Here is a 23560-nt window from a genome sequence, read left to right on the forward strand (position 1 = left end):
CGCCCGTAATCGCTCAGGCCCGATACCACCCGTAACACAACTCTGGAGAGACCGGTTCGATCCGGCGCCGAAGGGGCACGAAGCCGCGGTTTTCCGCGCTTCCAAACTCTCAGGCAAAAGGACAGAGGGGCGCCCCGCAGACCGCCGACCGGCGGCTTGTGCCCGTGCGTGTGCCCTTTCCTGACGGATCCTTCGCCATGTCCCAGAACACCCCTTCCCTGCGTGAGCTCGAGCACCACAATGCGTTCGTCGAGCGCCACATCGGCCCCAACGATGCCGAGATCGCGCAGATGCTCGACGTCGTCGGCCACGCGTCGCTGGATGCGATGACCGATGCCATCGTACCGGCCAAGATCAAGTCGCCGGCGCCGCTGGCACTGCCGGAATCGATGACCGAAGTGCAGGCACTGGCGAAGATCCGTGCGATCGCCGACAAGAACACCGTGCTGCGCAGCTTCATCGGCCAGGGCTACTACGGTACCCACACGCCGAACGTGATCCTGCGCAACATCCTGGAAAACCCGGCCTGGTACACCGCCTACACCCCGTACCAGGCCGAGATCTCGCAGGGCCGCATGGAAGCGCTGATCAACTTCCAGACCCTGTGCGCCGACCTCACCGGCATGGAAATCGCCAACGCCTCGCTGCTGGACGAAGCCACCGCCGCAGCTGAAGCGATGACCCTGGCCAAGCGTTCGGCCAAGTCGAAGTCGGACACCTTCTTCGTGCACGACGCCGTGCACCCGCAGACCCTGGAACTGCTGCGTACCCGCGCCGAGCCCATGGGCATCGTGCTGCGCGTCGGCACCCCGGCCGAGGCACTGGAAGCAGAAGCCTTCGGCCTGCTGCTGCAGTACCCGGACACCTTCGGCCAGATCGGCGACTACAAGGCGCTGGTCGAGGCCGTGCACGCGCGCGGCGGCCTGGTGGCCGTGGCCACCGACCTGCTGGCGCTGACCCTGCTGGCCGCCCCGGGCGAATGGGGTGCGGACATCGTGGTCGGCAACAGCCAGCGTTTCGGCGTGCCGTTCGGCTTCGGCGGGCCGCACGCCGCATTCATGGCCTGCCGCGACGCCTACAAGCGCTCGATGCCGGGCCGCCTGATCGGCGTCTCGGTCGATGCCCAGGGCAACCCGGCCTACCGCCTGACCCTGCAGACCCGCGAGCAGCACATCCGCCGCGAGAAGGCCACCTCCAACATCTGTACCGCACAGGTGCTGCTGGCGGTGATGGCCTCGATGTATGCCGTGTACCACGGCCCGGAAGGCCTGACCCGCATCGCCCGGCGCACCCACCGCCTGGCCTCGATCCTGGCCGCCGCGCTGCGCGAGGCCGGCGTGCAGGTCGGTGGCGACTTCTTCGACACCCTGCATGTCACCGGCGTGCACGCCGATGAGATTCACGCCAAGGCCCGCGCCGCCGGTTACAACCTGCGTGCGATCGACAGCGACTCGGTCGGCATCAGCCTGGACGAGACCGCCACCCGCGCCGACGTGGTCGCACTGGCCGCCGTGTTCGGTGCGCAGGCCGACGTCGACGCGCTGGATGCCAGCACCGCCGATGCGCTGCCGGCCGGCCTGCTGCGCCAGTCCGCATTCCTGACCCATCCGGTGTTCAACACCCACCACAGCGAGCACGAACTGCTGCGCTACCTGCGCTCGCTGGCCGACAAGGACCTGGCGATGGACCGCACGATGATCCCGCTGGGCTCGTGCACCATGAAGCTCAACGCCACCGCCGAGATGATCCCGGTGACCTGGCCGGAGTTCTCGCAGATCCACCCGCTGGTGCCGGCCGACCAGGCGCTGGGCTACAAGGAACTCATCGACACGCTGGAAGCGATGCTGGTGGAATGCACCGGCTATGACGCGGTCAGCCTGCAGCCGAACTCCGGCGCGCAGGGCGAGTACGCCGGCCTGCTGGCGATCCGCGCCTACCACCGCTCGCGCGGCGAAGGCCACCGCGACATCTGCCTGATCCCGGATTCGGCGCACGGCACCAACCCGGCCTCGGCGCAGATGTGCGGCATGAAGGTGGTGGTGACCAAGACCGATGCCAACGGCAACGTCGACGTCGAGGACATCCGCCTCAACGCCGAGAAGTACAGCGACCGCCTGGCCGCGATCATGATGACCTACCCGTCCACGCACGGCGTGTTCGAGGAAGAGGTGGTGGAGATCTGCGAGATCATCCACAAGCACGGCGGCCAGGTGTACACCGACGGTGCCAACATGAATGCCCTGGTCGGCGTGGCCAAGCCGGGCAAGTGGGGGTCGGACGTTTCGCACCTGAACCTGCACAAGACCTTCTGCATCCCGCACGGCGGTGGCGGCCCGGGCGTCGGCCCGTGCGCGGTCAAGGAGCACCTGGCCCCGTTCCTGCCGGGCAAGCTGGGTGACAACGGCCCGGTCGGCATGGTCAGCGCGGCCAGCTTCGGCAGCGCCTCGATCCTGCCGATCAGCTGGATGTACATCGCGATGATGGGCCGCGACGGCCTGCGCAAGGCCACCCAGGTCGCGCAGCTCAACGCCAACTACATCGCCAAGCGCCTGGCCCCGCACTTCAAGACCCTGTACACCGGCCGCAACGGCCTGGTGGCGCACGAGTGCATCCTGGACGTGCGCCCGCTGGAGAAGACCAGCGGCATCGGTGCCGAGGACGTGGCCAAGCGCCTGATCGACTTCGGCTTCCATGCCCCGACCCTGAGCTTCCCGGTGGCCGGCACGCTGATGGTGGAGCCGACCGAAAGCGAATCGCTGCACGAACTGGATCGCTTCATCAACGCGATGATCCAGATCCGCGAGGAGATCACCGCGATCGAAGACGGCCGCCTCGACCGCGAGGACAACCCGCTGAAGAACGCGCCGCACACTGCCACCGCAGTGACCGCCAGCGAGTGGACCCACGCCTACCCGCGTGAACTGGCCGCCTTCCCGCTGGCCAGCCTGAAGCAGAGCAAATACTGGCCGCCGGTGGCGCGTGTCGACAACGTGTACGGCGACAAGAACGTGATGTGCGCCTGCATCCCGGTCGATGCCTACAAGGATGATGAAGTCGAGGCGTGATTCCTCACTGCATCGGTAAAGAAAACGGCCCGCGCAAGCGGGCCGTTTTCATGGGGCGTGTGGACCAAGGCCCACACCCACAAGCATCCGATCACGGGTCCGGCATCTGCCCCAGGCTCAACTGCCACGACACGCCAAAGCGGTCCTGCACCCAGCCGTAGCGATTGCTGAAGTCATAGTCGCCCACCGGCATCAACCAATGGCCGCCCTCACCCAGCACGCGTGCCGCGCGCTCGAACTGCTCGGCACCGGAACACTCGACGAACAGCGAGATCGACGGCGAGAAGGTGAAATCGTGCACGTCCAGGCTGTCGAAGCACAGGTAGTGGGTGCCACCGAGCAGGAAGATGGCCTGGCGGACCTGCCCCGGCACGCCGGCGCCGGCCCCCTCGGGATGGCGTTGCAGGCCCAGCAGCCGGAAATCGGCAAAGGCTTCGGCGTACAGGGCCAGCGCGGCCTCGGCCTGGCCGGTGAACATCAGGAAGGGACGGCTGCGCAGCATGCGGTACTCCTGGTCGACGGGCCGATGACGGCCTGCCTGCACAGTGCCACGCGGAGTGTGTGCCTGTTGTAGAGCCGAGCCCATGCTCGGCTGGCGATCGCGCAAACAGCAGCCGACCGCAGGGTCGGCTCTACAGAATCACGCCCGGCGCATGCGCCGCGCGATGGCACTGCTGGCGGCGATCGTGGCGGTCAACGCCACCATCGACAGGAACTGCAGGCGGGTGTGCGACTCACTCAGCAGCAGGCCGAAGATCAGCGCAAGGATCGCCAGTGCACAGCAGGTCAGCCACGGGAAACCGGCCATGCGGAACGGCAGTCGGGTACCCAGACGATCCGCGCGACGACGCAGCACCAGCTGCGAGACCAGCGACAGCGTCCACACCAGCAGGCAGGTGGAACCGACGATGTTCAGCAGCACCGGCAGCACCCGGTCCGGGAACAGCAGTTCCATCACCGTGGCGGCAAAGCCGAACAGCACGCTGGCCAGCACGGCGATCACCGGCACCTGGCGCGGGTCGGTCCAGCCAAGCACGGCCGGCGCTTCGCGACGCTGCGCCAGCGAATACATCATGCGCGAGGCGCCGTAGAGGTTGGCATTGAGCGCCGACAGCAGCGCGATCACGGCGATCAGCGTGATGGCGGTACCAGCGCCCGGGATGCGGGCGATGTCCAGCACGGCGGCGAACGGCGACTTCAGCGCCTCGCTGGTCCACGGCACCACGGCGATGATCACGCTCAGCGAGCCGATGTAGAACACCAGGATGCGCCAGGCCACGGTGCGGATGGCACGGGCAATGCTGCGCTCGGGGTCTTCGGTTTCGGCCGCCGCCACGGCCACGATCTCGGTGCCGCCGAAGGCGAACACCACCACCAGCAGCGCCGCGCCGATCCCGGCCAGGCCCTTCGGCGCAAAACCACCGTGTTCGGTGAAGTTGCTCAGGCCCGGGGAGGTCACCTGCGGCAGCCATCCCATCAGCAGCGCCACGCCAATGGCGATGAACGCCAGGATCGCCGCGACTTTGAGGATGGCGAACCAGAATTCGAACTCGCCGAAGTTCTTCACTCCGAGCAGGTTGATCGCGGTGAAGAACAGCATGAACGCCAACGCCGCCATCGGTACCGGTATCGCCGGCCAGACCGTGGCCAGCAGCCCGGCCGCGCCCACCGCTTCGGCGGCGATCACGATCACCAGCTGCACCCACCACAGCCAGCCCACGGTTGCACCGGCGGTAGCGCCCATGGCGTCGGCTGCATACACCGAGAACGCGCCGCTGGTGGGCTTGGCCGCCGCCATCTCGCCCAGCGCGTTCATCACGATGATCACCAGCGCTCCGGCGACCAGATACGACACCAGGACCGCCGGACCGGCCGCCTGCACACCCACGCCCGAGCCGAGGAACAGCCCGGCGCCGATGGCGCTGCCCAGGCCCATCATGATCAGCTGGCGGGGCTTGAGCGAATGTCCGAGGCGGGACGGCGAAGCGGTCGGAATCGAGTTGGGCATCGGCGGGGCTGGCGGCGGGCTACAGGGGCGACACCTTACCCTGTCCCGTGCCCACGGGGATAGGCACAGCGCAGCAGGCCGCTCAGGCCAGCGCCGGCTCGCCGACGTTCCCACCGATACGGGCACGATAGGCACGCGGCGAGAAACCGGTTTCAGCCTTGAACTTGCGGGTGAAGGCACTCTGGTCGCTGAAACCGCAGGCCTGGCCGATGCAGGCGATGCTGTCGTCGCCATGCAGCAGATGCATGGCCATCTGGATCCGCAGCCGGGTCAGCACCTGCTGCGGGGTCATCTGGAACACCTTGCGGAAGCTGCGCTCCAGCTTGGACAGCGAAAAGCCGGTGATGTCCAGCAGGGTCTGCATGCGCACGTTCTCGGCGTAGTGCGCGTTGAGGTGGGCCAGCGCCAGCCGCAGCTGCTCGTACTGGGTGCCGAGGCTGTCCTTCTGGCCAAGGTCGCGGGAAATGCCGATCAGGCCCTCGATGGCCCCGTCGACCACCAGCGGGCGCTTGCAGGTCAGGCACCAGCCCGGTTCGCGGTTGGCGAACAGGTGCAGCTCCATCAGGTTCTCGATCACCTCACCGGACAGCACGCGGGCGTCCTGGTCAACGTAGTCCGCACTGAGGCCGGTCGGGTAGATTTCGGCCGCCGTACGCCCGATCACGTCCTTGCGCGCGCGCAGACCCAGCCGCCGCAGCATGGTCTGGTTGACGTGGGTGTAACGCCCCTGGCGGTCCTTGATGAAGAACAGCACATCCGGGATGGCGTCGAACAGGGCTTCGATGTCGGCGGGCTCGACTCGCATGCGGCAAGCATACCCGAGCCTGCTTTTGCCCGTACGTTCACCTTTGCCGGACCGTGGTTTAACGGGGCTGGTTCCAGTGTCGTGGTTCCTTTTGATGATCCGGAGCCAACGTCCATGGCCGCCAGCAAGCCGACCGGCAAGCGCGCAACCGTCCCTGCCGAAAGCCACCGCCGGGGCGATGGCGATGAACTGCACCAGCAGGCCGGGGGCAGCCATCCGGCAATGACCACCGACCAGGGCATTCCGGTGGCGGACAACCAGAACTCCCTGCGGCAGGGACCTCGGGGGCCCACGCTGCTGGAGGACTTCATCCTGCGCGAGAAGATCACCCACTTCGATCACGAACGCATTCCCGAGCGCATCGTGCACGCACGTGGCAGCGCAGCACACGGCTACTTCGAGCTGACCCGATCACTGGCAGCCCATACCCGCGCACGCATCCTGACCGAGGTCGGCGTGAAGACGCCGGTATTCACCCGCTTCTCGACCGTGGCCGGTGGCGCAGGCTCGGTGGATACCCCGCGCGACGTGCGCGGCTTTGCGGTCAAGTTCTACACCAAGGAGGGCAACTGGGATCTGGTCGGCAACAACATCCCGGTGTTCTTCATCCAGGACGCGATGAAGTTTCCGGACCTGGTGCACGCAGTGAAGATGGAGCCGGACCGCGCCTTCCCGCAGGCCGCGTCGGCCCATGACACGTTCTGGGACTTCATTTCGCTGATGCCCGAATCGATGCACATGATCATGTGGGCGATGAGCGACCGCGCCATCCCGCGTTCGCTGCGGATGATCGAAGGCTTCGGCGTGCACAGCTTCCGCCTGCTGAACGAGGCTGGCGAGTCGACGTTCGTCAAGTTCCACTGGCGGCCCAAGCTGGGCATTCAGTCCACGGTCTGGGACGAAGCGTTGAAACTGCAATCGGCCGACAATGACTTCCATCGCCGCGACCTGTTCGAGGCCATCCAGCGCGGCGACTTTCCCGAATGGGAGCTGGCGGTGCAGCTGTTCACCGAAGAAGACGCCGACGCATTCCCGTTCGACCACCTGGATCCGACCAAGATCATTCCCGAATCGCTGGTGCCGTTGCAGGTGATCGGGCGCATGGTACTGGACCGCTGGCCCGACAACTTCTTCGCAGAGACCGAGCAGGTGGCGTTCTGCCCGGCCAACGTGCCGCCCGGCATCGACTTCAGCAACGACCCGCTGCTGCAGGGCCGCCTGTTCTCCTACCTGGACACCCAGCTGCTGCGCCTGGGCGGCCCGAACTTCCACCAGATCCCGGTGAATGCACCGAAGTGCCCGTTTGCCAATCATCAGCGCGACGGCCACATGCAGATGCAGGTGCCCAAGGGCCGCGTCGCCTACGATCCCAGCTCGCTGCAGGACGACACCCCGCGCGAGACGCCTGCCGGATTCCGCAGCCATGCCAGCGCCGACGATGGCCGCAAGGGCCGCACCCGCGCGGAGAGTTTCGCCGACCACTACAGCCAGGCCCGGATGTTCTTCCGCAGCCTGGAAAAGCCGGAGCAGGCGCACCTGGCATCGGCGCTGGTGTTCGAGTTGTCCAAGGTGGAAACGCTGAAGGTGCGGGTGCGCACCGTCAGCCACCTGCGCAACATCGATGACGCGCTGGCGCAGCGCGTGGCCGATGGCCTGGCCCTGCCTGCGCTGCCCGACCCGGCCCCAACCGCCACGCCGGTGCGGGACATGCCGCCCGCTCCCGAGGTGCGCGTGATCGGGCGTAACAAGCCGACCCTGCAGGGTCGCTGCATCGGCATCCTGTTCGACGAAGGCTCCGACGCGCGCGTGATTGCCAGCCTGAGCAAGGCCGCCCGGAAGGCAGGTGCAGACGTGAAGCTGGTCGCGCCAAAAGTGGGAGGCGCCACGCTGAGCGATGGCGCATTGCAGGCGGCAGATGGGCAGCTGGCGGGTACCCCGTCAGCCGTGTTCGATGCAGTAGCCGTGGTGCTCAGCCTTGAAGCCGCGAAGGCCTTGTCGAAAGAGAGTGCAGCCGTCGAATTCGTCAGCCAGGCGTGGGCACACCTGAAGGCCATCGCCAGCGACGCGGGCGGCCAGGTGCTGCTGAAGGCGGCGCGCGTCGGCAACGACCCCGGCATCGTCGAAGCAGAAGACGCCAAGGCATTCCTGGCGGCGGCCGCCACCCGCCAGTGGGCGCGCGAGCCCAAGCTGCGCCTGCTGGCCTGACCACAACGACAGGAGAATCGTCATGCCCCGTGGTGACAAATCCGCATACACCGAAAAGCAGAAGCGCCAAGCCGAGCACATCGAGGAAAGCGAACGTGATCGCGGCGCGAGTGAAGGCACCGCCGAGCGCATTGCCTGGGCCACCGTGAACAAGCAGGACGGCGGCGGCAAGCGCGCCGGCAGTGCCCGCAAGGGCGCGAAGAAGGCGACCAGCAAGAAGGCTGCCAAGAAGGCGCCTGCCAGGAAATCGGCCACAAAGAAGGCCGCAACCAAGAGGACGGCGGCGAAGAAGGCACCTGCGAAGAAGGCGGTGGCGAAGAAGGCACCGGCTCGCAAGACCGCGACAAAGAAGGCCGCAAAGAAGACGGCGAAGAAGGCAGCGGTAAAGAAGGCGGGTACGGCCGCCGCGCGGAGCGCCGCCGCGAAGAAGGCAGCCAAGACGCGGGCCGCGAAGAAGACCGTGCGCAAGGCGGCGGCGAAGAAAGCCGCGCGCACGCGTGCACGCGGCTGAGTCTTCGATCAGGAGGGGAGCGCCCTCATCCATGCGGCAACTTCGGCTGCGGCTGCCTCGGCACGGGCCTGCAGCAGTAGATGCGGCCCTTCCAGCGACACGTGCCGGGCATCGGGCAACAAGACCTGCAGCTCGGCCACGCTGGGCGGCCACAACAGGTGGTCCTGTCGTGCATGCAGGCATAACGTCGGCAGCGTGAGCTTCGGCAACTGCGCGCGGACATCGATCTGCAGTGTCGCCGCAGCGCGCTGCCGCAGGATCGCGGTCGGTACCGCAGCGATCGCATGCCGCAGCTCGCGAAGGTTCATGCGTGTCCGCCAATGCCCCAGCAGAAGCCGGGCCAGCAACGCCAGCGGCGGCGGTGGCCATGCAGGGGCTAGCAAGCGTGCGCTCGCCGCTGGCAGCGGCACCGGTCGCCGCGCGAAGGTCGTACTCAGTATCAATCCGCGCAATCCCGGCGGTGAAGCCACCGCCAGTTCGATAGCCAGCGGCCCGGCAAACGATTCAGCCAGCAGCACAAAGGGAGAGATGGGAAGCTGCGGGCGCAGGATCGACGCCAATGTAACGTAGTCCTGTGGCCCGTGCATGGGCAGCGGCAGCACCTGCACGGTAACCCCCTGGTCCTGCATCGCTTCCACGAAGCATGTCGACAGCAGGCCGCTGCCATCCAGCCCGGGCAGCATCACGATCGGGAGCATCACGGCGTTCATCACATTGCTCACTTCTCAGGTCCCTTCGTACGACTCGCTGCCGCGCAGCTTCGCTTATCGGCTCGACCCAGGGAAGTGCACGCCGCTGGTCGCGGCGCTACCCTGATGGCCCCGGACAGACGAGGAAGGCGGCATGCGCAAGCCACGCTGGCTCAGCTGGACCGGCATTGCCCTATGCGCGCTCTATCTCGCGCTTACCACTTGGCTGGTGCTCGATGCCCGGTCCAACAGCGACCCCAAGAGCGCCTACATCCTCATGCAACTGCCGGTGATGCTGCAGACCGCAGCACTCAACGTCATCGGCGTGGGACGCTGGCTTTCCGGAATGACCTGGATCACCGTCTACCTTCTGGTGATTCCTCCCACGCTTGGCGTGCTGTACGTGCTTGGGGCCATGCTCGGCAGCGTCCTGGAGCAATGAGGGCGATCCTCCCTGCTGCCTGAGCGGGCAATGCAAATACGGCCGCTCAAGGCGGCCGTATTCCTGTCACGGGGTCAGCAGCCTGCTCAGGCTGCACGGCGCGGCACGGCCGAAGCCACTGCGCCTTCCACCTTGAATACCGCTACCGACGTGGTCAGCGCATGCGCCTGTTCTTCCAGCGCGCGGCTCGCCGCAGTGGCTTCTTCCACCAGGGCCGCGTTCTGCTGCGTCACCTGGTCCATCTGCACCACCACCTGGTTGACCTGCTCGATGCCGGCGGCCTGTTCCTTGCTGGCCGCTGCGATGTCGCTCATCAGCTGGGTGGTGCGCGAACTGGCCTGGGCGACGCGTGCGATCGCTGCTTCCGATTCAACGGTCACCGCCAGGCCACTCTTCACCTTGGCAGCGGCGTCTTCGATCAGCTCCTTGATTTCCTTGGCCGCGACGCCGGCGCGCTGCGCGAGCGTGCGTACTTCGCTGGCGACCACGGCAAAACCACGGCCCTGCTCGCCCGCGCGCGCGGCTTCCACCGCAGCGTTCAGCGCCAGGATGTTGGTCTGGAACGCGATGCCGTCGATAACGGTGGAGATTTCCGAGATGCGTGCCGAGGACTGATCGATCTCACCCATCACCGAGGCCATCTGCGCCATCGCCTGCTCGGTCTCGCGTACGGCGGCACCGGCGGCATGCGCTTCGCTGTCGGCCTGACGCGCCAGCTCGGCGTTCTGGCGCACGGTGGAGGTCAGCTCCTCCATCGACGCGGCAGCTTCCTCCAGGTTGGCCGCCTGCTGCTCCGTGCGGCGCGACAGGTCGTTGTTGCCGGCGGCCAGTTCCTGGGCCGCGTTGTTGATGCTGTCGGCAGCCACCTGGATGCCCCGCACAATGCCCGTCAGCTGCGCGGTGGTGGTATTGGCGTCGTCGCGCATGCGCGCGAACACGCCGTCGTACTCACCGTCCATGCGTGCGGTCAGGTCACCGTGCGAGATCGCGCGCAGCACGTCGGAAACATCGGCAATGCTGGCCTGCGAACTGGCCATCATGCCGTTGAGGTGTTCGACCATCGCCTTGAACTGGTACTGGAACGCAGCAGCATCGCCACGCATGCTGAAGTCGCCGGCGCGAGCCGCACGGGCCAGTTCATCGATCTGCGCGTTGATCGCCATCAGGCTCTGCTTTACCGCGGCCAGAGTGCGGGTCAGCGTGCCCTTCTCGCCCGGGTAGTCCGGCAGGTCACGGCTGAGGTCGCCGATCGCGTAACGCTGCATCACTTCGGCCATCAGCAGCTCCACCTGCACGTGCGATTCGACCAGGCTGTTGGTGGCCTGCACCATGCGGCCGAAATCACCGGGGAAGGCACTGTCGTCCATGCGATAGCGGATCGCACCCGCTTCGTGCTGCTCAGCCATCTGCAGCTGCGCGCCGATCGCCGCCTGCACGCTCTGCCGCACACTGGCCATGGCCTCGCCCAGCTGGGTCAGTTCATCCCGGCCACCGAGGCGGAACTCCTGGTCCAGCTGGCCCTTGGACAGCCGCTCGGCCAGGTTCACCGCGCGCGCCAGCGGGCCGGTCAGGCTGCGGCCGATCATCACCGAGGCGCCGATGCCGGCAAGCAGCGCGACGCCGCCCAGCACCAGCAGCTGCAGCAGGCTGCGTTCGCCCAGGCGGATCGCTTCGGCGGCAGCTTCACGGCTTTCCTTCTCCTCGAAGTCCACGCCATCGGACAGCGCCTTGTTCCAGCCGTTGGCCGCTTCCTGCACCGGGCCCAGCGTCAGCGCCACGGCGCCAGGGTAATCACCCTGCTCCATCAGTTCGCTGGTCTGCTTGTTGAGCGGGCGCGCAACGGCACGCTTGGCCGCGATGGTTTCCGCGATGGTCTTGCCCTGGGCATCGCTGGGCAGCGCCTGGTAGGCGGTCCAGCTGGCCTCATAGCGCTTGACCAGGTCGGCGATGCGCTTCTCGTCGCTGCCGCGGTCTTCGCCCTGACGGATCAGCATTTCGCGGCGTACGACCATCATCTGGTTGTTGGCATCGAGCATCTGCGACAGCAGGCGCACCTTGGCCACGCTGACGTCGACCACCTGCTGCATCGCGCGCTTCTGCACGACACTGGCAGTGGCGCCGGTGGCCACCACGGCGGCGACCAGCAGCAGCAACAGGCCAAAGCCCAGCCCAAGACGCCAGGCAACCCTGACGTTCCTCAAGTAGTTCATGGGGGTATCCAATACGGGGGGATGTGGCCTTATCGGCGGCCTCATGCTGGGTCTTGACCCGTAAATTCTGAACGCTTCGGGCGCGGTTCACGTTTGCATCGCCATTGCCAGCAACGAATGCGCAGCATCTCCGTAGGCGGTCTGATCCACGCAGTTGTTGCCGTTATGCTGGGCCACCGCTGATCTGCAAGATGCCAGACCTCGGCCACCCTCGCCATCGTACAAGGACGACCATGAGGCATTATCTCAGTGCACTTCCGCTCCTGCTTGCCTGCATGACAAGCCCACAGTCCGCGCACGCCCAGGACGCATACACCGGAAGCAACTTCAAGTTCCTCTACGCGTACAACATCATCGGCAATGCTGACCCCGCAGTCCGCTCCCAGCTGACCGAGCTGCACAATGCCGGCGCGAATGTGATTCCCGTGACAGGATGGAATACGGGTGAACTCAGCTCCCGTTTGCAGGCGCTGCGGCAGGACCCGCTGTTATCCAGATTCAAAGTGCTGCTCCAGTTCAACGGACCCGTTCACGACGCCTGGTACGCAGATCCCGGCAGTGCCTGCTCTCCTGGCAACGAGCGTCTACCAGACTGGCTTCAACAGGAGCTTGACGCTGTTGCTGCACTTGCCCTGCAGAACTCAGACATCGTAGTTGGTTACTACACTTTTGACGAACCAGCTCTGCCACAGACACCACAGAACCTTGGTATCTGCAAGCGCTTCCAGGAACTGGTCTACGAAAGGCTTCGGCAAGCGGATCCCGATGCATCCGCGCGCCCGGTGATCATCGCCAATCTGATGGGCACGTTGAGCGATGTCCAGATCCAGTACGCAATGAGCCCACACGCACAGGATGTCGTCTTCGTTGACCAGTATCAGAACACCGTCAACGAACAGGTCGCTCAGTACCAGAAATGGAAACGGCACGGATTGCTGGGAGGTGGAATGGTTCCGGTCCTTCCTGCTTTCAACTACACCAGCTGCAATGACCCCGGACTGCGCACCAGCTTCCGGGTGAAACTCGAAGCTTCATTGCAAGCCGTGTATGGAGCGGACCGCCCTCGCAACCTAGGCAGCGCCTACTTTGCGTTCTGGCCGGGTGCACGCCCTGATTTTCAGTTCGACGGGCAGAACTGCCCTGCCATCTTCAACTCAATGATCGATGACCTCACGCATCAACCGGACCTTCAGGTCACGCGGATCGACACGATTCCAAGCCAGTTCCGGGCAGGGGAGCCAGTCCGTTTCCGGGCAACCATCCGAAATGCCGGCAATGCTCCGTCTCCCATGAATCACCACAGTGTCCTCGTCCATGAGGAGGGACAGTGTTTCGAGGGAGGATGCCAATGGGGGATCTTGACCATCAGTCTGGCCCCTGGTCAACAGGCCACCATAGATCTGAACCAGGGACCCAGCTGGACACCTTCGGCAGGGCTGCATGCGATGACCGTGTTCGCTGATGACGCGGACCGCATCAAGGAACTCGACGAACACAACAACGAGTTGACCCGGGAAATCATGGTGGGGGATCTGCCCGATCTGCAGCCATACCTGATCGAAACGATTCCAGCCAGTTTCAAGCCAGGCGATGCAGTGACATTCCGCACGGCAGTAACCAACCGCGGATCAATGCCCGCACCTGCGGGTTGGCTCGGAGCGGTCTATCTGGTAAACGGCGCGTGCCCAGCCAGTGGCTGCCCCTGGAGTGGCCTGACAACGGCCTTGGCGCCGGGCGAATCCGTATGGTTGAGCCCCGCAGGCCCCGTTTGGCCAGCCGCGGGTGGCCAGCAACAGATCACCTCCATTGTTGACGACCAAGGGCTGATCCAGGAGTCGAATGAGGGCAACAACCAGCTGGCTCGAATCATCCAGGTCTCGGACAAGCCAGACCTTCGGATCACCAGCGCCCATTCACAGCCGCTGCGTCCGAAATCCGGCGATGCAACCTCGTTCACCGCAACCATCGAGAATGTCGGCTCGGTCGCCGCCAGCGCGCCTTGGATTGGGCTGATGGCCATGAAGAACGGGCAGTGTTTCATTGAAGGTTGCGTGTGGGGCGGCCTCCAGAACTACACCCTGGCACCCGGCGCCAGCGTCAATGTCAGGACTTACAACGACGTCTGGCGCCCGACCCCAGGGGTGCACTCCATCCAGCTGCTGGTTGACGATCAGAACACCGTGAGCGAGTCACGGGAGGACAACAACAGCATCGACATCATGGTTACTGTGGATTGAACATCAGGGCAGGCGGCGACGGATCCGTGGTCGCCTGCCCTCGTTGCTTTCCATGTGCAGACGCGGCCCCACAAGGGATGGTCACGTTGGCACCACTCATCCCGGCGTCAGATTCTTTTCACATCAGTCCTGCATTGCGCACAGGCATGGTAGTTCCGTGAATGCCGGAGATGCCCATGCGTGTACCCCATCCTGTACTGTTCGTCCTGTCGCTACTGATATCACCCGCCTTCGCGCAGTCCCCTGCGCCCAACCTGCCCGCCCCCATTGCCGAGAAGGCCGGCCCGGACGCCGCAGTGCGCTCCGCCCTGCACGCCCAGGTGCTGCTGGATCGCGCGAATTTCTCGCCTGGCCAGATCGATGGCGAAGTGGGCAGCAACCAGCGACGCGCGGTGGCGGGCTTCCAGGCCGCGCATGGGCTGACCGTGACGGGTGAGCTGGACGACGCCACCTGGAAGGCTCTGCAGGCTGATACGGTGGGGCCGCTGGCCAGCTACACGCTGACTGCCGAGGATGTCGCCGGCCCGTTCCAGCCCATACCGAAAGGACCTGCCGCACAGGCCAAACTGAAATCGCTGGGTTTCAGCAGTGTGGAAGAAGCCCTGGGCGAGCGCTTCCACGCCTCGCCGGAGTTGCTGAAGGTGCTCAATCCCGGCGTGGATCTGACCAAGGCTGGCAGCCGCATCCAAGTGCCCAACATCGCACCAGCGGCATTGCCGAAGGCGGCGAAGATCGTGGTCGACAAATCCGACTCCACCCTGCAGTTGCTGGATGCGCAGGGCAAGCTGATCGCGCAGGTGCCGGTGTCGTCGGGCAGCCAGCACGACCCGTTGCCGATCGGCGAATGGAAGATCCTGGGCGTGTATCGCGACCCGCCGTTCCACTACAACCCGAAGTTGTTCTGGGATGCGCGCAAGGGCGAAAAGAAGGCGACGCTGCCGCCGGGCCCGAACAATCCGGTCGGCCGGGTCTGGATCGACCTGTCCAAGCCGCACTACGGCCTGCATGGCACGCCCGAACCCAGCCACGTGGGCAAGACCGAATCGCATGGCTGCGTACGCATGACCAACTGGGATGCGGTGCGTGTGGCCGACGCAGTGGATACTTCGGTGCCCGTGGTGATGCAGGAGTAAGCCCATGCGTCTTTCGCAGCTGATCGTATTGGGCGTACTGCTGGGACTGGGGGCAGGTTGGTGGCTGCGTCGCGATGGGAGTGAGCCGGTAGCCGCCTCGCTGCCGGCAGCGCCATCGGCGGTGTCCGCCGCGCCGGTGGTCGAACCAGCGCCACGCGCAACGGCCCCACCCGCCACCACCGCGCCGCCGGCCGCGCAGGCTGCGGATGCACCGTCCGGCCTGCTGCTGCCGGTGCAGGGCATCCTGGCCTCGCAGCTGCGCGATACCTTCACCGATGCACGCAGCGAAGGCCGCGTACACGATGCCATCGACATCCTGGCCGATGCCGGTACTCCGGTACTCGCGGTGGCTGATGGCACGGTGGAAAAACTGTTCGACAGCAAACGCGGCGGGCTGACTATCTACCAGTTCGAGCCCAGCGGACGCTGGTGCTACTACTACGCGCACCTGCAGCGCTATGCCGATGGCCTGGCCGAGAAACAGGCGATCAAGCGCGGGGATGTGATCGGCTACGTCGGCAGCACCGGCAATGCCAGCGCCGAGGCCCCGCACCTGCACTTCGAAGTGCATGTCTTGGGGCCGGAGAAGCAGTGGTGGAAGGGAGAGTCGATCAATCCCTATCCCTTGCTGAAGTCGGCGGCACCGATGCCCGGCGCTGCTGGCGCCGCAACGCCACAGTGAAGACAGTCAACGCAGCCCCCGGAATCAGCAGGAACAGCGCCGCCATCTTCCAGAAAAAGAACGGCCACAGCCAGAGGTAGTCCAGGTCGGTCAGCTTCAGCAGACCCAGCGGCGGCTGCAGCTCGATGTCTGCAGTGCGTCCCGCCAGCGCCGGATCCACCTCCAGCACGGTTACCCGCAGCCATGAGCGGCCGCGTGGCAATGCGTCGCCGCGACCGTAATCAAAGTAGGAGGCCATGAGGCCGCTGGACTCAACCGATACCAGCGCGCGGTCGATGCCCTGCCCGGCCACTCCCCAACGCTCCCCTGCGCGGAAGTCTCCATGTTCGGTGGGAGTCTCGATGCGCAGCAGCACTTCAGGGTCAGCCTCTGTACCGTCCGCGGCATAGCGCAGGCGCAGCCGAAGCTGGTCATCGATGAGGCGGTAGACGGTGATCTGGGCGGTTGCGCCAGGGCGCAGCACCAGCGGCACCGTCTGCGTGCGCGAAGCCAGGGCATTGGCGGCTGCACCCAACACAAGTACCAGGCCGGCCATGCACCACAGGCTCCACGACACCCACAGGGTGACCCGCACTACCGTCCCGCCTTTCACGCTGACATCCTGGTCATCGCGTCGCTTCCCCGCTGGCCTGGCCACACAGTAACGAAAAAGCCCCGCGTGCGCGGGGCTTTTCCTGTCACCAACGCCGGGCATGGCCCGGCGCCACCTCAGGCGAACGGATCCTGCAGGACCATGGTGTGGTCGCGGTCCGGGCCGGTGGAGACGATGCTGATCGGGCAGCCGGCCAGCTCTTCCAGCGAACGCAGGTAGGCGCGTGCGGCCGGCGGCAGATCGTCCCACTGGGTGATGCCGTGGGTGTTCTCGCTCCAGCCCGGGAACTCCAGGTACACCGGGGTGCATTCTTCCCAGCCCTGCGCGTCCAGCGGCGCGTACTCGGTGCGCTTGCCGTTGTATTCGTAGGCGATGCAGACCTTCAGCTTTTCCATGCCGTCCAGCACGTCCAGCTTGGTGATGCACAGGCCGCTGATGCCGTTGATGGCCACGGCGCGCTTCAGCGCGACGATGTCCATCCAGCCACAACGACGCGGACGGCCGGTCGACGCACCGTACTCGGCGCCGCGGTCACGAATGCCCTGGCCGACTTCGTCGTCCAGCTCGGTCGGGAACGGGCCACCGCCTACGCGGGTGGCGTAGGCCTTGGCGATGCCCAGCACGTAGTCGATCGAATCAGCGCCGACGCCGGAACCGGCCAGCGCACCACCGACGGTGGTGTTGGAGCTGGTGACGTACGGGTAGGTGCCGTGGTCGATGTCCAGCAGCGCACCCTGCGCACCTTCGAACAGCACGCGCTTACCCTGCTTGCGCAGGTCGTGCAGGATGCCGGCCACGTCGGACTTCATCGGCTGCACGTATTCGCCGAAGGCCAGCGCTTCGTCGAAGGTCTTCTGGAAGTCGACCGCATCGGTGTTCAGATACTTGGACAGCACGAAGTTGTGGTAATCCAGCGCGGTGCGCAGCAGTTCTTCCAGCTGCTTCGGGTAATGCAGGTCGGCGATGCGGATGCCGCGACGCGCCACCTTGTCTTCGTAGGCCGGGCCGATGCCGCGGCCGGTGGTGCCGATCGCCTTGCCACCGGCTGCGCGCTCGCGCGCCTGGTCCAGGGCGATGTGGTACGGCATGATCAGCGGCGCGGCCGGGGAGATCTTCAGGCGCGAACGCACTTCCACGCCGGAGGCTTCCAGCTCGGCGATTTCCTTCTGCAGCGCGGCCGGCGAGATCACCACGCCGTTGCCGATCAGGCACAGCGCATCGTCACGCAGGATGCCCGACGGGATCAGGTGCAGGACGGTCTTCTTACCGTTGATGACCAGGGTGTGGCCGGCATTGTGGCCGCCCTGGAAGCGCACGACGGCGCCGATTTCCTCAGTGAGCAGATCGACGATCTTGCCCTTGCCTTCATCGCCCCACTGGGCACCCAACACTACGACAGACTGACCCATGACGGGCTCCTCGGTTTGTTGCGGCCATCGGGGCCGCGGACGGGTAAACCGTGGCGGGGCTGGCCAGCACCTGGAGGGCGGCTCCAAACGGGGAGCGGCCGGCGATGGAGGGCCCAGACACGGAAAAAGCCGAACGGGGAGGCCCGTCCGGCTTTTGTGCATTATCCGGGTTTCCGGGGTCCGCTGCCACCTTTCCGACGGACGGCTTCACCGGCCGGTCAGCCGCCCCGCCCGGTCGTGCCGGCCGCTGGCCGGCAATGCCAACCAAGGTTGGCATCTACCAGAGCCTCGCCACGCTGGTGCAGGCCGGTCAGCCGCCCCGCCCGGTCGTGCCGGCCGCTGGCCGGCAATGCCAACCAAGGTTGGCATCTACCAGGGCCTGGCCACGCAGGTGCAGGTCGGTCAGCCGTCCCACCCGGTCGTGCCGGCCGCTGGCCGGCAATGCCAACCAAGGTTGGCAGCTACCAGGGCCTGGCCACGCAGGTGCAGGTCGGTCAGCCGCCCCGCCCGGTCGTGCCGGCCGCTGGCCGGCAATGCCAACCAAGGTTGGCATCTACCAGAGCCTGGCCACGCAGGTGCAGGTCGGTCAGCCGCCCCACCCGGTCGTGCCGGCCGCTGGCCGGCAATGCCAACCAAGGTTGGCAGCTACCAAGGCCAGGCCACGCACGTAGACGCAGGCGGCCGCGCCGGGGCTTCTAGTGCCGCACCCACCACAGCAGGCTCAGGCCGGCCAGCAGCACCAGTCCGCCGAAGCTGCGCAGGGCCGGGCTGGGCAGGTCCAGCAGGCGTTCGGCCATGCGCTTCCAGGCGAACGGCGCGACGAACAGGAACAGGCCTTCCAGCACCGCGACCAGGCAGACGGCGGCGAACAGATCTTTCATCGGAACTCCGGAAAAAGCACGGGGCCCGGCAGTTGGCCGGGCCCCGTGGGGTAATGCCTGCGACCTCAGCGGTCGTTCTTCAGGTACTGCAGGAACGGGTCGTTCTTGTCGAGCACGATCACGCCGTTGCCGTCGGTCATGGAGCCGCGGTACGCCTCCAGGCTACGGTAGAACGCGTAGAACGACGGATCAGCCGAACCGGCCTTGCCGTAGATGCGGGTGGCTTCCGCATCACCTTCACCGCGCAGGCGCTGTGCATCGCGCTCGGCCTCGGCGATCAGCACGGTGCTGTCACGGTCGGCCTGGGCGCGGATGGTCAGCGACTGTTCCTCGCCTTCCGCGCGCAGCTTGGCGGCTTCCTGCTTGCGCTGGGCGCGCATGCGCTCGTACACGTCGTTGATCACCTGGCTGTCGGTGGGCAGGTCCACCTGCTTGATGCGCAGGTCGATCATCTGCATGCCCAGGCCGGCCACGGCCTCGTTGATTCCCTTCAACTGCTCGGCGATCAGCTCACTGCGGTCGCCGGACACCAGCTGCTGCAGGGTGCGCGAGTTGATCTGGTTGCGCAGCGAATCGGTGATGATCGGCGCCAGGCGGGCGTTGGCCACGCGCGGGTCGCCGCCGGTGGCACGGAAGTAGTCACCCACGTTGGAGATGTAGCCGATGGCGAAGAAGTCGACGCTGACGTCCTTCTGCTCGGCGGTGAAGTAGCGCGCCGGCGCGGTGTCGAGCACCTGGAAGCGGCGGTCGAAGACCTTCACCGTTTCCACCACCGGCACCTTGAAGTGCAGGCCTGGCTTGATGTCCGACCGCACCACCTTGCCCAGGTTCAGCACCATGGCGGTCTGGTCCTCACGGACCACATACACCGAGCCGAGCAGGCCCAGCACCACCGCCACGATCACGGCGATCCAGATAGGACTCTTCATCGGCTGCCCTCCTCACGGCCGCTCGGTCGCCCGGTCGGGCGGCCCACCGGCCGGCCCGGATCACGGGAAGCTTCCACCGCTGCGCCCGGCAGCGACGGCATGACCACGTCCGGGTTTGCCACTGCGGCCGGGGCCGACGTGGTGGGACGGGTGTCGCCGGTCATCGGCACGTAGATCAGCTGGCGGCCATCGCCGCCGATCACCTTGCGGTTCTCGCTCAGCACCTGCTGCACGGTCTCCAGCCACAGGCGCTTGCGGGTCACTTCCGGCGCGTCCTTGTACTGGGCCTGCAACAGGCTGAAGCGCTGCGCGTCACCCTCGGCCTTGGACACCACCGCCTGCTTGTAGCCTTCGGCGGTGGTACGGGCGCGCGAGGCCTGGCCTCGGGCTTCCGGCACGACCTTGGCGGCGTAGGCCTGGGCTTCGTTGATCAGGCGTTCCTTGACCTGCTGGGCACCATTGACCTCGTCGAAGGCCGGCTTCACTTCCTCCGGCGGACGGGCGTCCTGCAGGGTCAGGCCGGTCACGGTCAGGCCGGTCTTGAACGCCTTCAGCAGCGCCTGCAGGCGCTCCTCGGCGGCCACGGCCAGCGGGCCACGGTTGTTCAGCACGGCATTGAGGTCGGCGCGGCCGACTTCCTCGCGCACCGCGCTCTGCGCCGACTGCTCCAGCACCTGGTTGGCATCGACCGTGCCGAACAGGTACTGCTGCGGATCGTCGATGCGGTACTGGACGTTCAGCGAGACGTTGACGATGTTCTCGTCACGGGTCAGGACCGGCACCTGGATCGAGAAGGTCTTGATCTCGGTGGCGTTGACCTTGGTGACCGACTCGATCGGCCACGGCAGCTTGAAGTTCGGGCCGGGCTGCAGGATGCGCGAGAACTGGCCGAAGCGCAGGACCACGCCACGCTGCTGCTCACCGATCAGCTGGAAGCTGGAGAACAGCACCAGCAGCACCACGGCCGCCACCACCCAACGCACGATGCCGCCGTCGAACAGGTCCTTCAGCGGCCCGGGCAGTCCGCCCCAGCCACCACCATTGCCACCGCCGCGCGACCCGAACGGCCCGCGTCGATTGTCCTCGGGGCCTTGTCCGCCCTTGTTGCCGCCGGGTGTATTCCAGGCCATGCACGCTCCATCAAGATGTGGGCTGCGGCGCGGGCCCTTCCCGCGGCGCCAGCCGTGAAACCATTACCGATCATACAAGATGGGGCGGATCGGCAGGATCGAAAGGGCGACGACGGGGTAAGGTGGCGTTTTCCTCGAAGTCAGGCAACGCCGATGGCCCCCACCACCCCGTTCACCGCCTTCCGCATCGAAAACGACGACGCCGGCTATCGCAGCGGCCTGACCCGGCTCGGTGTCGACGACCTCAACCCCGGGCAGGTACTGATCCGCGCCCACTGGTCCTCGGTCAACTACAAGGATGCCCTGGCCGGCACCGGCAAGGGGAAGATCCTGCGCCGCTTCCCGCTGGTCGGCGGCATCGACGTGGCCGGCACCGTGGTCGCCAGCACCGACCCGGCCTGGCGTGAAGGCGACGCGGTGCTGGCCACCGGCTGCGGCCTCAGCGAGACCCGTGACGGCGGCTACAGCCAGTATGTGCGGCTGGAGTCGCGTGCGGTGATTGCACAGCCGGCCGGGCTGAGCCCGCGCGAGGCGATGGTGCTGGGCACCGCCGGCTTCACGGCGGCGCTGGCGCTGCTGCGCATGCAGGACAACCGCCAGACCCCGGCGCTCGGCCCGCTGGCGGTCACCGGCGCCAGCGGCGGCGTCGGTGCGCTGGCGCTGTCGATCTTCAGCCGTGCCGGCTACACCGTGCACGCGGTCAGTGGCAAGCCGGACCAGACCGACTTCCTGCGCGACATCGGTGCCAGCGAGGTGCTGCCGCGCGAGGCGCTGGCCGACACCGGCCCGCTGCAGTCGGCGCGCTTCGGCGGGGGCCTGGACAATGCCGGCGGCGCCATGCTCGCCAGCCTGCTGGCGCAGACCGTGCCCTACGGCAGCGTGGTCAGCGCCGGCCTGGCGGCCAGCCCGACGCTGGACATGACGGTGATGCCCTTCATCCTGCGCGGTGTGTCGCTGCTCGGCGTGTCTTCGGCCAATGCGCCGCGCCGGCTGCGCGAAGAGGTGTGGTCGCGCCTGGGCGGTGAGTGGAAGCCGCAGCACCTGGACCGCATCTGCACCGCCGAGGTCGGCCTTGATGGCCTCCGGGCAGTGTTCGAGCGGATGCTGGCGGGTGGATCGCTGGGCCGCACGGTGGTGCGGATCGACTGAACGTCGCAGGCAGGCGACGGACGGCAGGTGCCCCCCTCCCGCCGGTAATGAGCCCGCACTACACTGCGGGCATTACATGGGGAACAACATGGCACGCATTCTGATCGTCGACGACTCACCGTCGCAGCTGTTGGGGATACAGCGCATCGTCGAGAAGCTCGGGCACCAGATCCTGACCGCCACCGATGGCGCCGCCGGGGTCGAAACCGCCAGGGCCGAGCTGCCCGACCTGGTCCTGATGGACGTGGTGATGCCCAATCTCAACGGCTTCCAGGCCACCCGTACCCTCGCCCGCGACGAGGCGACCCGGCATATCCCGGTGATCCTGGTGACCACCAAGGACCAGGACACCGATCGCATGTGGGGCATGCGCCAGGGCGCCAAGGCCTACATCACCAAGCCGTTCTCGGAAGACGAGCTGTCCGAGGTGCTGGAGCGGGTGTTCGCCGGCCAGGGCTGAGACGCGCGTGGTCGTGCCGGCCGCTGGCCGGCAACCACGCATCACCGTCCCAGGTCATGAAATTGCCGGCCAGCGGCCGGCACGACCGCAAGGCGTGCTCAGATCGACTCGCCGAAGGCCTTGGCCAGATTGCGGTAGGCCTTCTTCTGCGCCTCGTCGGTCGCGGCCGGGGCCACGATCTCGATTTCAACGATCTGGTCGCCGTCCGGGCTGCCCGGCAGGCCCCGGCCACGCAGGCGCAGTTTGCGGCCGGCATCGGAGTCGGCGGGGATCTTCAGCTCCACCGCACCGCCCAGGGTCGGCACGCTGATGCTGGTACCCAACGCGGCCTGCCAGGGCGTGACCGGCAACGTATAGAGGATGTTGCGGCCGTCGACCTCGAACTGCGGATGCGCGGCGTACTCCACTTCCAGCAGCAGGTTGCCGCCATGGTTGCCCTGCCCTGCCAGGCGGATCACCTGGCCCGGACGGATGCCCTTGGGCACGCGCACGTCCAGCTGCTTGCCGTTGACGGTGATGCGCAGGCTGTCGCCGCTGTAGGCCGCTTCCAGCGGGACCGACAGCTTGGCGCGGGTGTCGCGGTTGGGTGCGTGGCCCTGGCTGCTGAAGCCCGGGCCCGGACCGGCACCGCCACGCTGGCGCGCGAACAGGCTTTCGAAGAAGTCGCTGAAGCCGCCGTTGGGGCCACCCCCGCCGAATACTTCCTCGAAATTGAAACCGCCGGCGCCGCCGTAGTTCGGCGGCACGTTGAACTCCTCGCCCGGGCGATAGCCCTGCGCGCGCAGCTGGTCGTAGGCTGCGCGCTTTTCCGGATCGCGCAGCGCCTCGTAGGCCTCGTTGACCGCCTTGAACTTGTCTTCGGCCCCGGCCTCCTTGCTGACGTCCGGGTGGTACTTGCGTGCCAACCGGCGGTAGGCGGTCTTGATCTCCGCCTCGCCCGCGCTCGGTTCCACCCCCAGGGTGGCGTAGTAATCCTTGAATTCCATCCAGCTACCTCGATCTGCTTCGGCCGCGCCGGTGGCG

At 66.5% G+C, this 23560-nt stretch carries 20 protein-coding genes and 1 riboswitch; of the genes, 9 read left to right on the forward strand and 11 right to left on the reverse strand.

The features are described 5' to 3' along the window. The first annotated feature begins 32 nt into the window (after positions 1-32). Positions 33-135: riboswitch (glycine riboswitch) on the forward strand. Positions 136-197: 62 nt separating this feature from the next. Then, a complete protein-coding gene (gcvP, locus tag VG561_RS17885; protein ID WP_032960028.1) occupies positions 198-3065 on the forward strand; it encodes an aminomethyl-transferring glycine dehydrogenase in 2868 nt (955 codons plus the stop codon). A gap of 91 nt (positions 3066-3156) precedes the next feature. Here gcvP and VG561_RS17890 read toward each other — a convergent pair whose 3' ends face one another. From VG561_RS17890 to VG561_RS17900, 3 genes are all read right to left on the reverse strand, one after another. Next, positions 3157-3567 carry a VOC family protein gene (locus VG561_RS17890; protein ID WP_197574709.1) on the reverse strand — a complete coding sequence of 137 codons (411 nt, stop codon included), beginning with the start codon at positions 3565-3567 and terminating at the stop codon, positions 3157-3159. 138 nt (positions 3568-3705) lie between these two features. Beyond that, entirely contained in the window at positions 3706-5073 is a 1368-nt protein-coding gene (locus VG561_RS17895) for an amino acid permease (protein WP_423179848.1), read from the reverse strand. 82 nt (positions 5074-5155) lie between these two features. Next, positions 5156-5878, reverse strand: coding sequence for an AraC family transcriptional regulator (locus VG561_RS17900; protein ID WP_014038112.1), 723 nt, complete (start codon positions 5876-5878; stop codon positions 5156-5158). Positions 5879-5992: 114 nt separating this feature from the next. On the opposite strand from VG561_RS17900, the gene VG561_RS17905 reads away from it, so the two are divergent. Both VG561_RS17905 and VG561_RS17910 read left to right on the forward strand, forming a co-directional pair. Beyond that, positions 5993-8083, forward strand: coding sequence for a catalase (locus VG561_RS17905; RefSeq protein WP_049441934.1), 2091 nt, complete (start codon positions 5993-5995; stop codon positions 8081-8083). Positions 8084-8105: 22 nt separating this feature from the next. Continuing rightward, positions 8106-8594: a hypothetical protein gene (locus tag VG561_RS17910; RefSeq protein ID WP_014648023.1), complete on the forward strand. Its 489-nt coding sequence runs from the start codon at positions 8106-8108 to the stop codon at positions 8592-8594. An 8-nt stretch (positions 8595-8602) separates the two neighbouring features. Here VG561_RS17910 and VG561_RS17915 read toward each other — a convergent pair whose 3' ends face one another. Continuing rightward, on the reverse strand, positions 8603-9304 hold the full coding sequence (locus VG561_RS17915) for an alpha/beta fold hydrolase (RefSeq protein ID WP_032960035.1): 702 nt from the start codon (positions 9302-9304) through the stop codon (positions 8603-8605). A 133-nt stretch (positions 9305-9437) separates the two neighbouring features. Here VG561_RS17915 and VG561_RS17920 point away from each other — a divergent pair, with 133 nt between their 5' ends. After that, positions 9438-9725 (forward strand): hypothetical protein, encoded by a 288-nt coding sequence (locus tag VG561_RS17920; RefSeq protein ID WP_032960023.1) that lies wholly within the window; start codon positions 9438-9440, stop codon positions 9723-9725. 86 nt (positions 9726-9811) lie between these two features. On the opposite strand, the gene VG561_RS17925 is transcribed toward VG561_RS17920, so the two are convergent. After that, positions 9812-11935, reverse strand: coding sequence for a methyl-accepting chemotaxis protein (locus VG561_RS17925; RefSeq protein WP_014648026.1), 2124 nt, complete (start codon positions 11933-11935; stop codon positions 9812-9814). 233 nt (positions 11936-12168) lie between these two features. Here VG561_RS17925 and VG561_RS17930 point away from each other — a divergent pair, with 233 nt between their 5' ends. The 3 genes from VG561_RS17930 to VG561_RS17940 all read left to right on the forward strand — a co-directional run bounded on the left by VG561_RS17930 (position 12169) and on the right by VG561_RS17940 (position 15987). Next, positions 12169-14172, forward strand: a complete 2004-nt coding sequence (locus VG561_RS17930; RefSeq protein WP_049441936.1) for a CARDB domain-containing protein — start codon at positions 12169-12171, stop codon at positions 14170-14172. Between the two features lie 170 nt (positions 14173-14342). Next, positions 14343-15305, forward strand: coding sequence for a L,D-transpeptidase family protein (locus VG561_RS17935; RefSeq protein WP_414612112.1), 963 nt, complete (start codon positions 14343-14345; stop codon positions 15303-15305). A 4-nt stretch (positions 15306-15309) separates the two neighbouring features. Next, entirely contained in the window at positions 15310-15987 is a 678-nt protein-coding gene (locus VG561_RS17940; RefSeq protein ID WP_049441937.1) for a M23 family metallopeptidase, read from the forward strand. Here the strand turns inward: VG561_RS17940 and VG561_RS17945 are convergent. From VG561_RS17945 to hflK, 5 genes are all read right to left on the reverse strand, one after another. Further along, entirely contained in the window at positions 15917-16579 is a 663-nt protein-coding gene (locus VG561_RS17945; protein WP_423179851.1) for a hypothetical protein, read from the reverse strand. The two genes, VG561_RS17940 and VG561_RS17945, sit on opposite strands and share 71 nt — an antisense overlap. Positions 16580-16695: 116 nt before the next feature. Next, entirely contained in the window at positions 16696-17988 is a 1293-nt protein-coding gene (locus VG561_RS17950; RefSeq protein WP_049441939.1) for an adenylosuccinate synthase, read from the reverse strand. A gap of 695 nt (positions 17989-18683) precedes the next feature. After that, positions 18684-18869, reverse strand: a complete 186-nt coding sequence (locus tag VG561_RS17955) for a DUF2065 domain-containing protein (RefSeq protein WP_005414170.1) — start codon at positions 18867-18869, stop codon at positions 18684-18686. A gap of 65 nt (positions 18870-18934) precedes the next feature. Next, positions 18935-19798: a protease modulator HflC gene (gene hflC, locus VG561_RS17960; RefSeq protein ID WP_014648031.1), complete on the reverse strand. Its 864-nt coding sequence runs from the start codon at positions 19796-19798 to the stop codon at positions 18935-18937. Beyond that, positions 19795-20928, reverse strand: a complete 1134-nt coding sequence (gene hflK, locus VG561_RS17965; RefSeq protein WP_005418335.1) for an FtsH protease activity modulator HflK — start codon at positions 20926-20928, stop codon at positions 19795-19797. The genes hflC and hflK overlap by 4 nt, the downstream gene beginning before the upstream one ends. Positions 20929-21081: 153 nt before the next feature. Here hflK and VG561_RS17970 point away from each other — a divergent pair, with 153 nt between their 5' ends. Together VG561_RS17970 and pilH are read left to right on the forward strand one after the other, a co-directional pair. Next, positions 21082-22077 (forward strand): YhdH/YhfP family quinone oxidoreductase, encoded by a 996-nt coding sequence (locus VG561_RS17970; RefSeq protein WP_049441256.1) that lies wholly within the window; start codon positions 21082-21084, stop codon positions 22075-22077. An 88-nt stretch (positions 22078-22165) separates the two neighbouring features. Then, positions 22166-22537, forward strand: a complete 372-nt coding sequence (pilH, locus tag VG561_RS17975) for a twitching motility response regulator PilH (RefSeq protein ID WP_014648033.1) — start codon at positions 22166-22168, stop codon at positions 22535-22537. A 98-nt stretch (positions 22538-22635) separates the two neighbouring features. Here the strand turns inward: pilH and VG561_RS17980 are convergent, their stop codons facing one another. Then, entirely contained in the window at positions 22636-23523 is an 888-nt protein-coding gene (locus VG561_RS17980; RefSeq protein ID WP_012511838.1) for a DnaJ C-terminal domain-containing protein, read from the reverse strand. Positions 23524-23560 lie beyond the last annotated feature (37 nt).

The sequence above is a fragment of the Stenotrophomonas sp. CASM110 genome (assembly GCF_049384345.1).
Lineage (GTDB): Bacteria > Pseudomonadota > Gammaproteobacteria > Xanthomonadales > Xanthomonadaceae > Stenotrophomonas > Stenotrophomonas muris.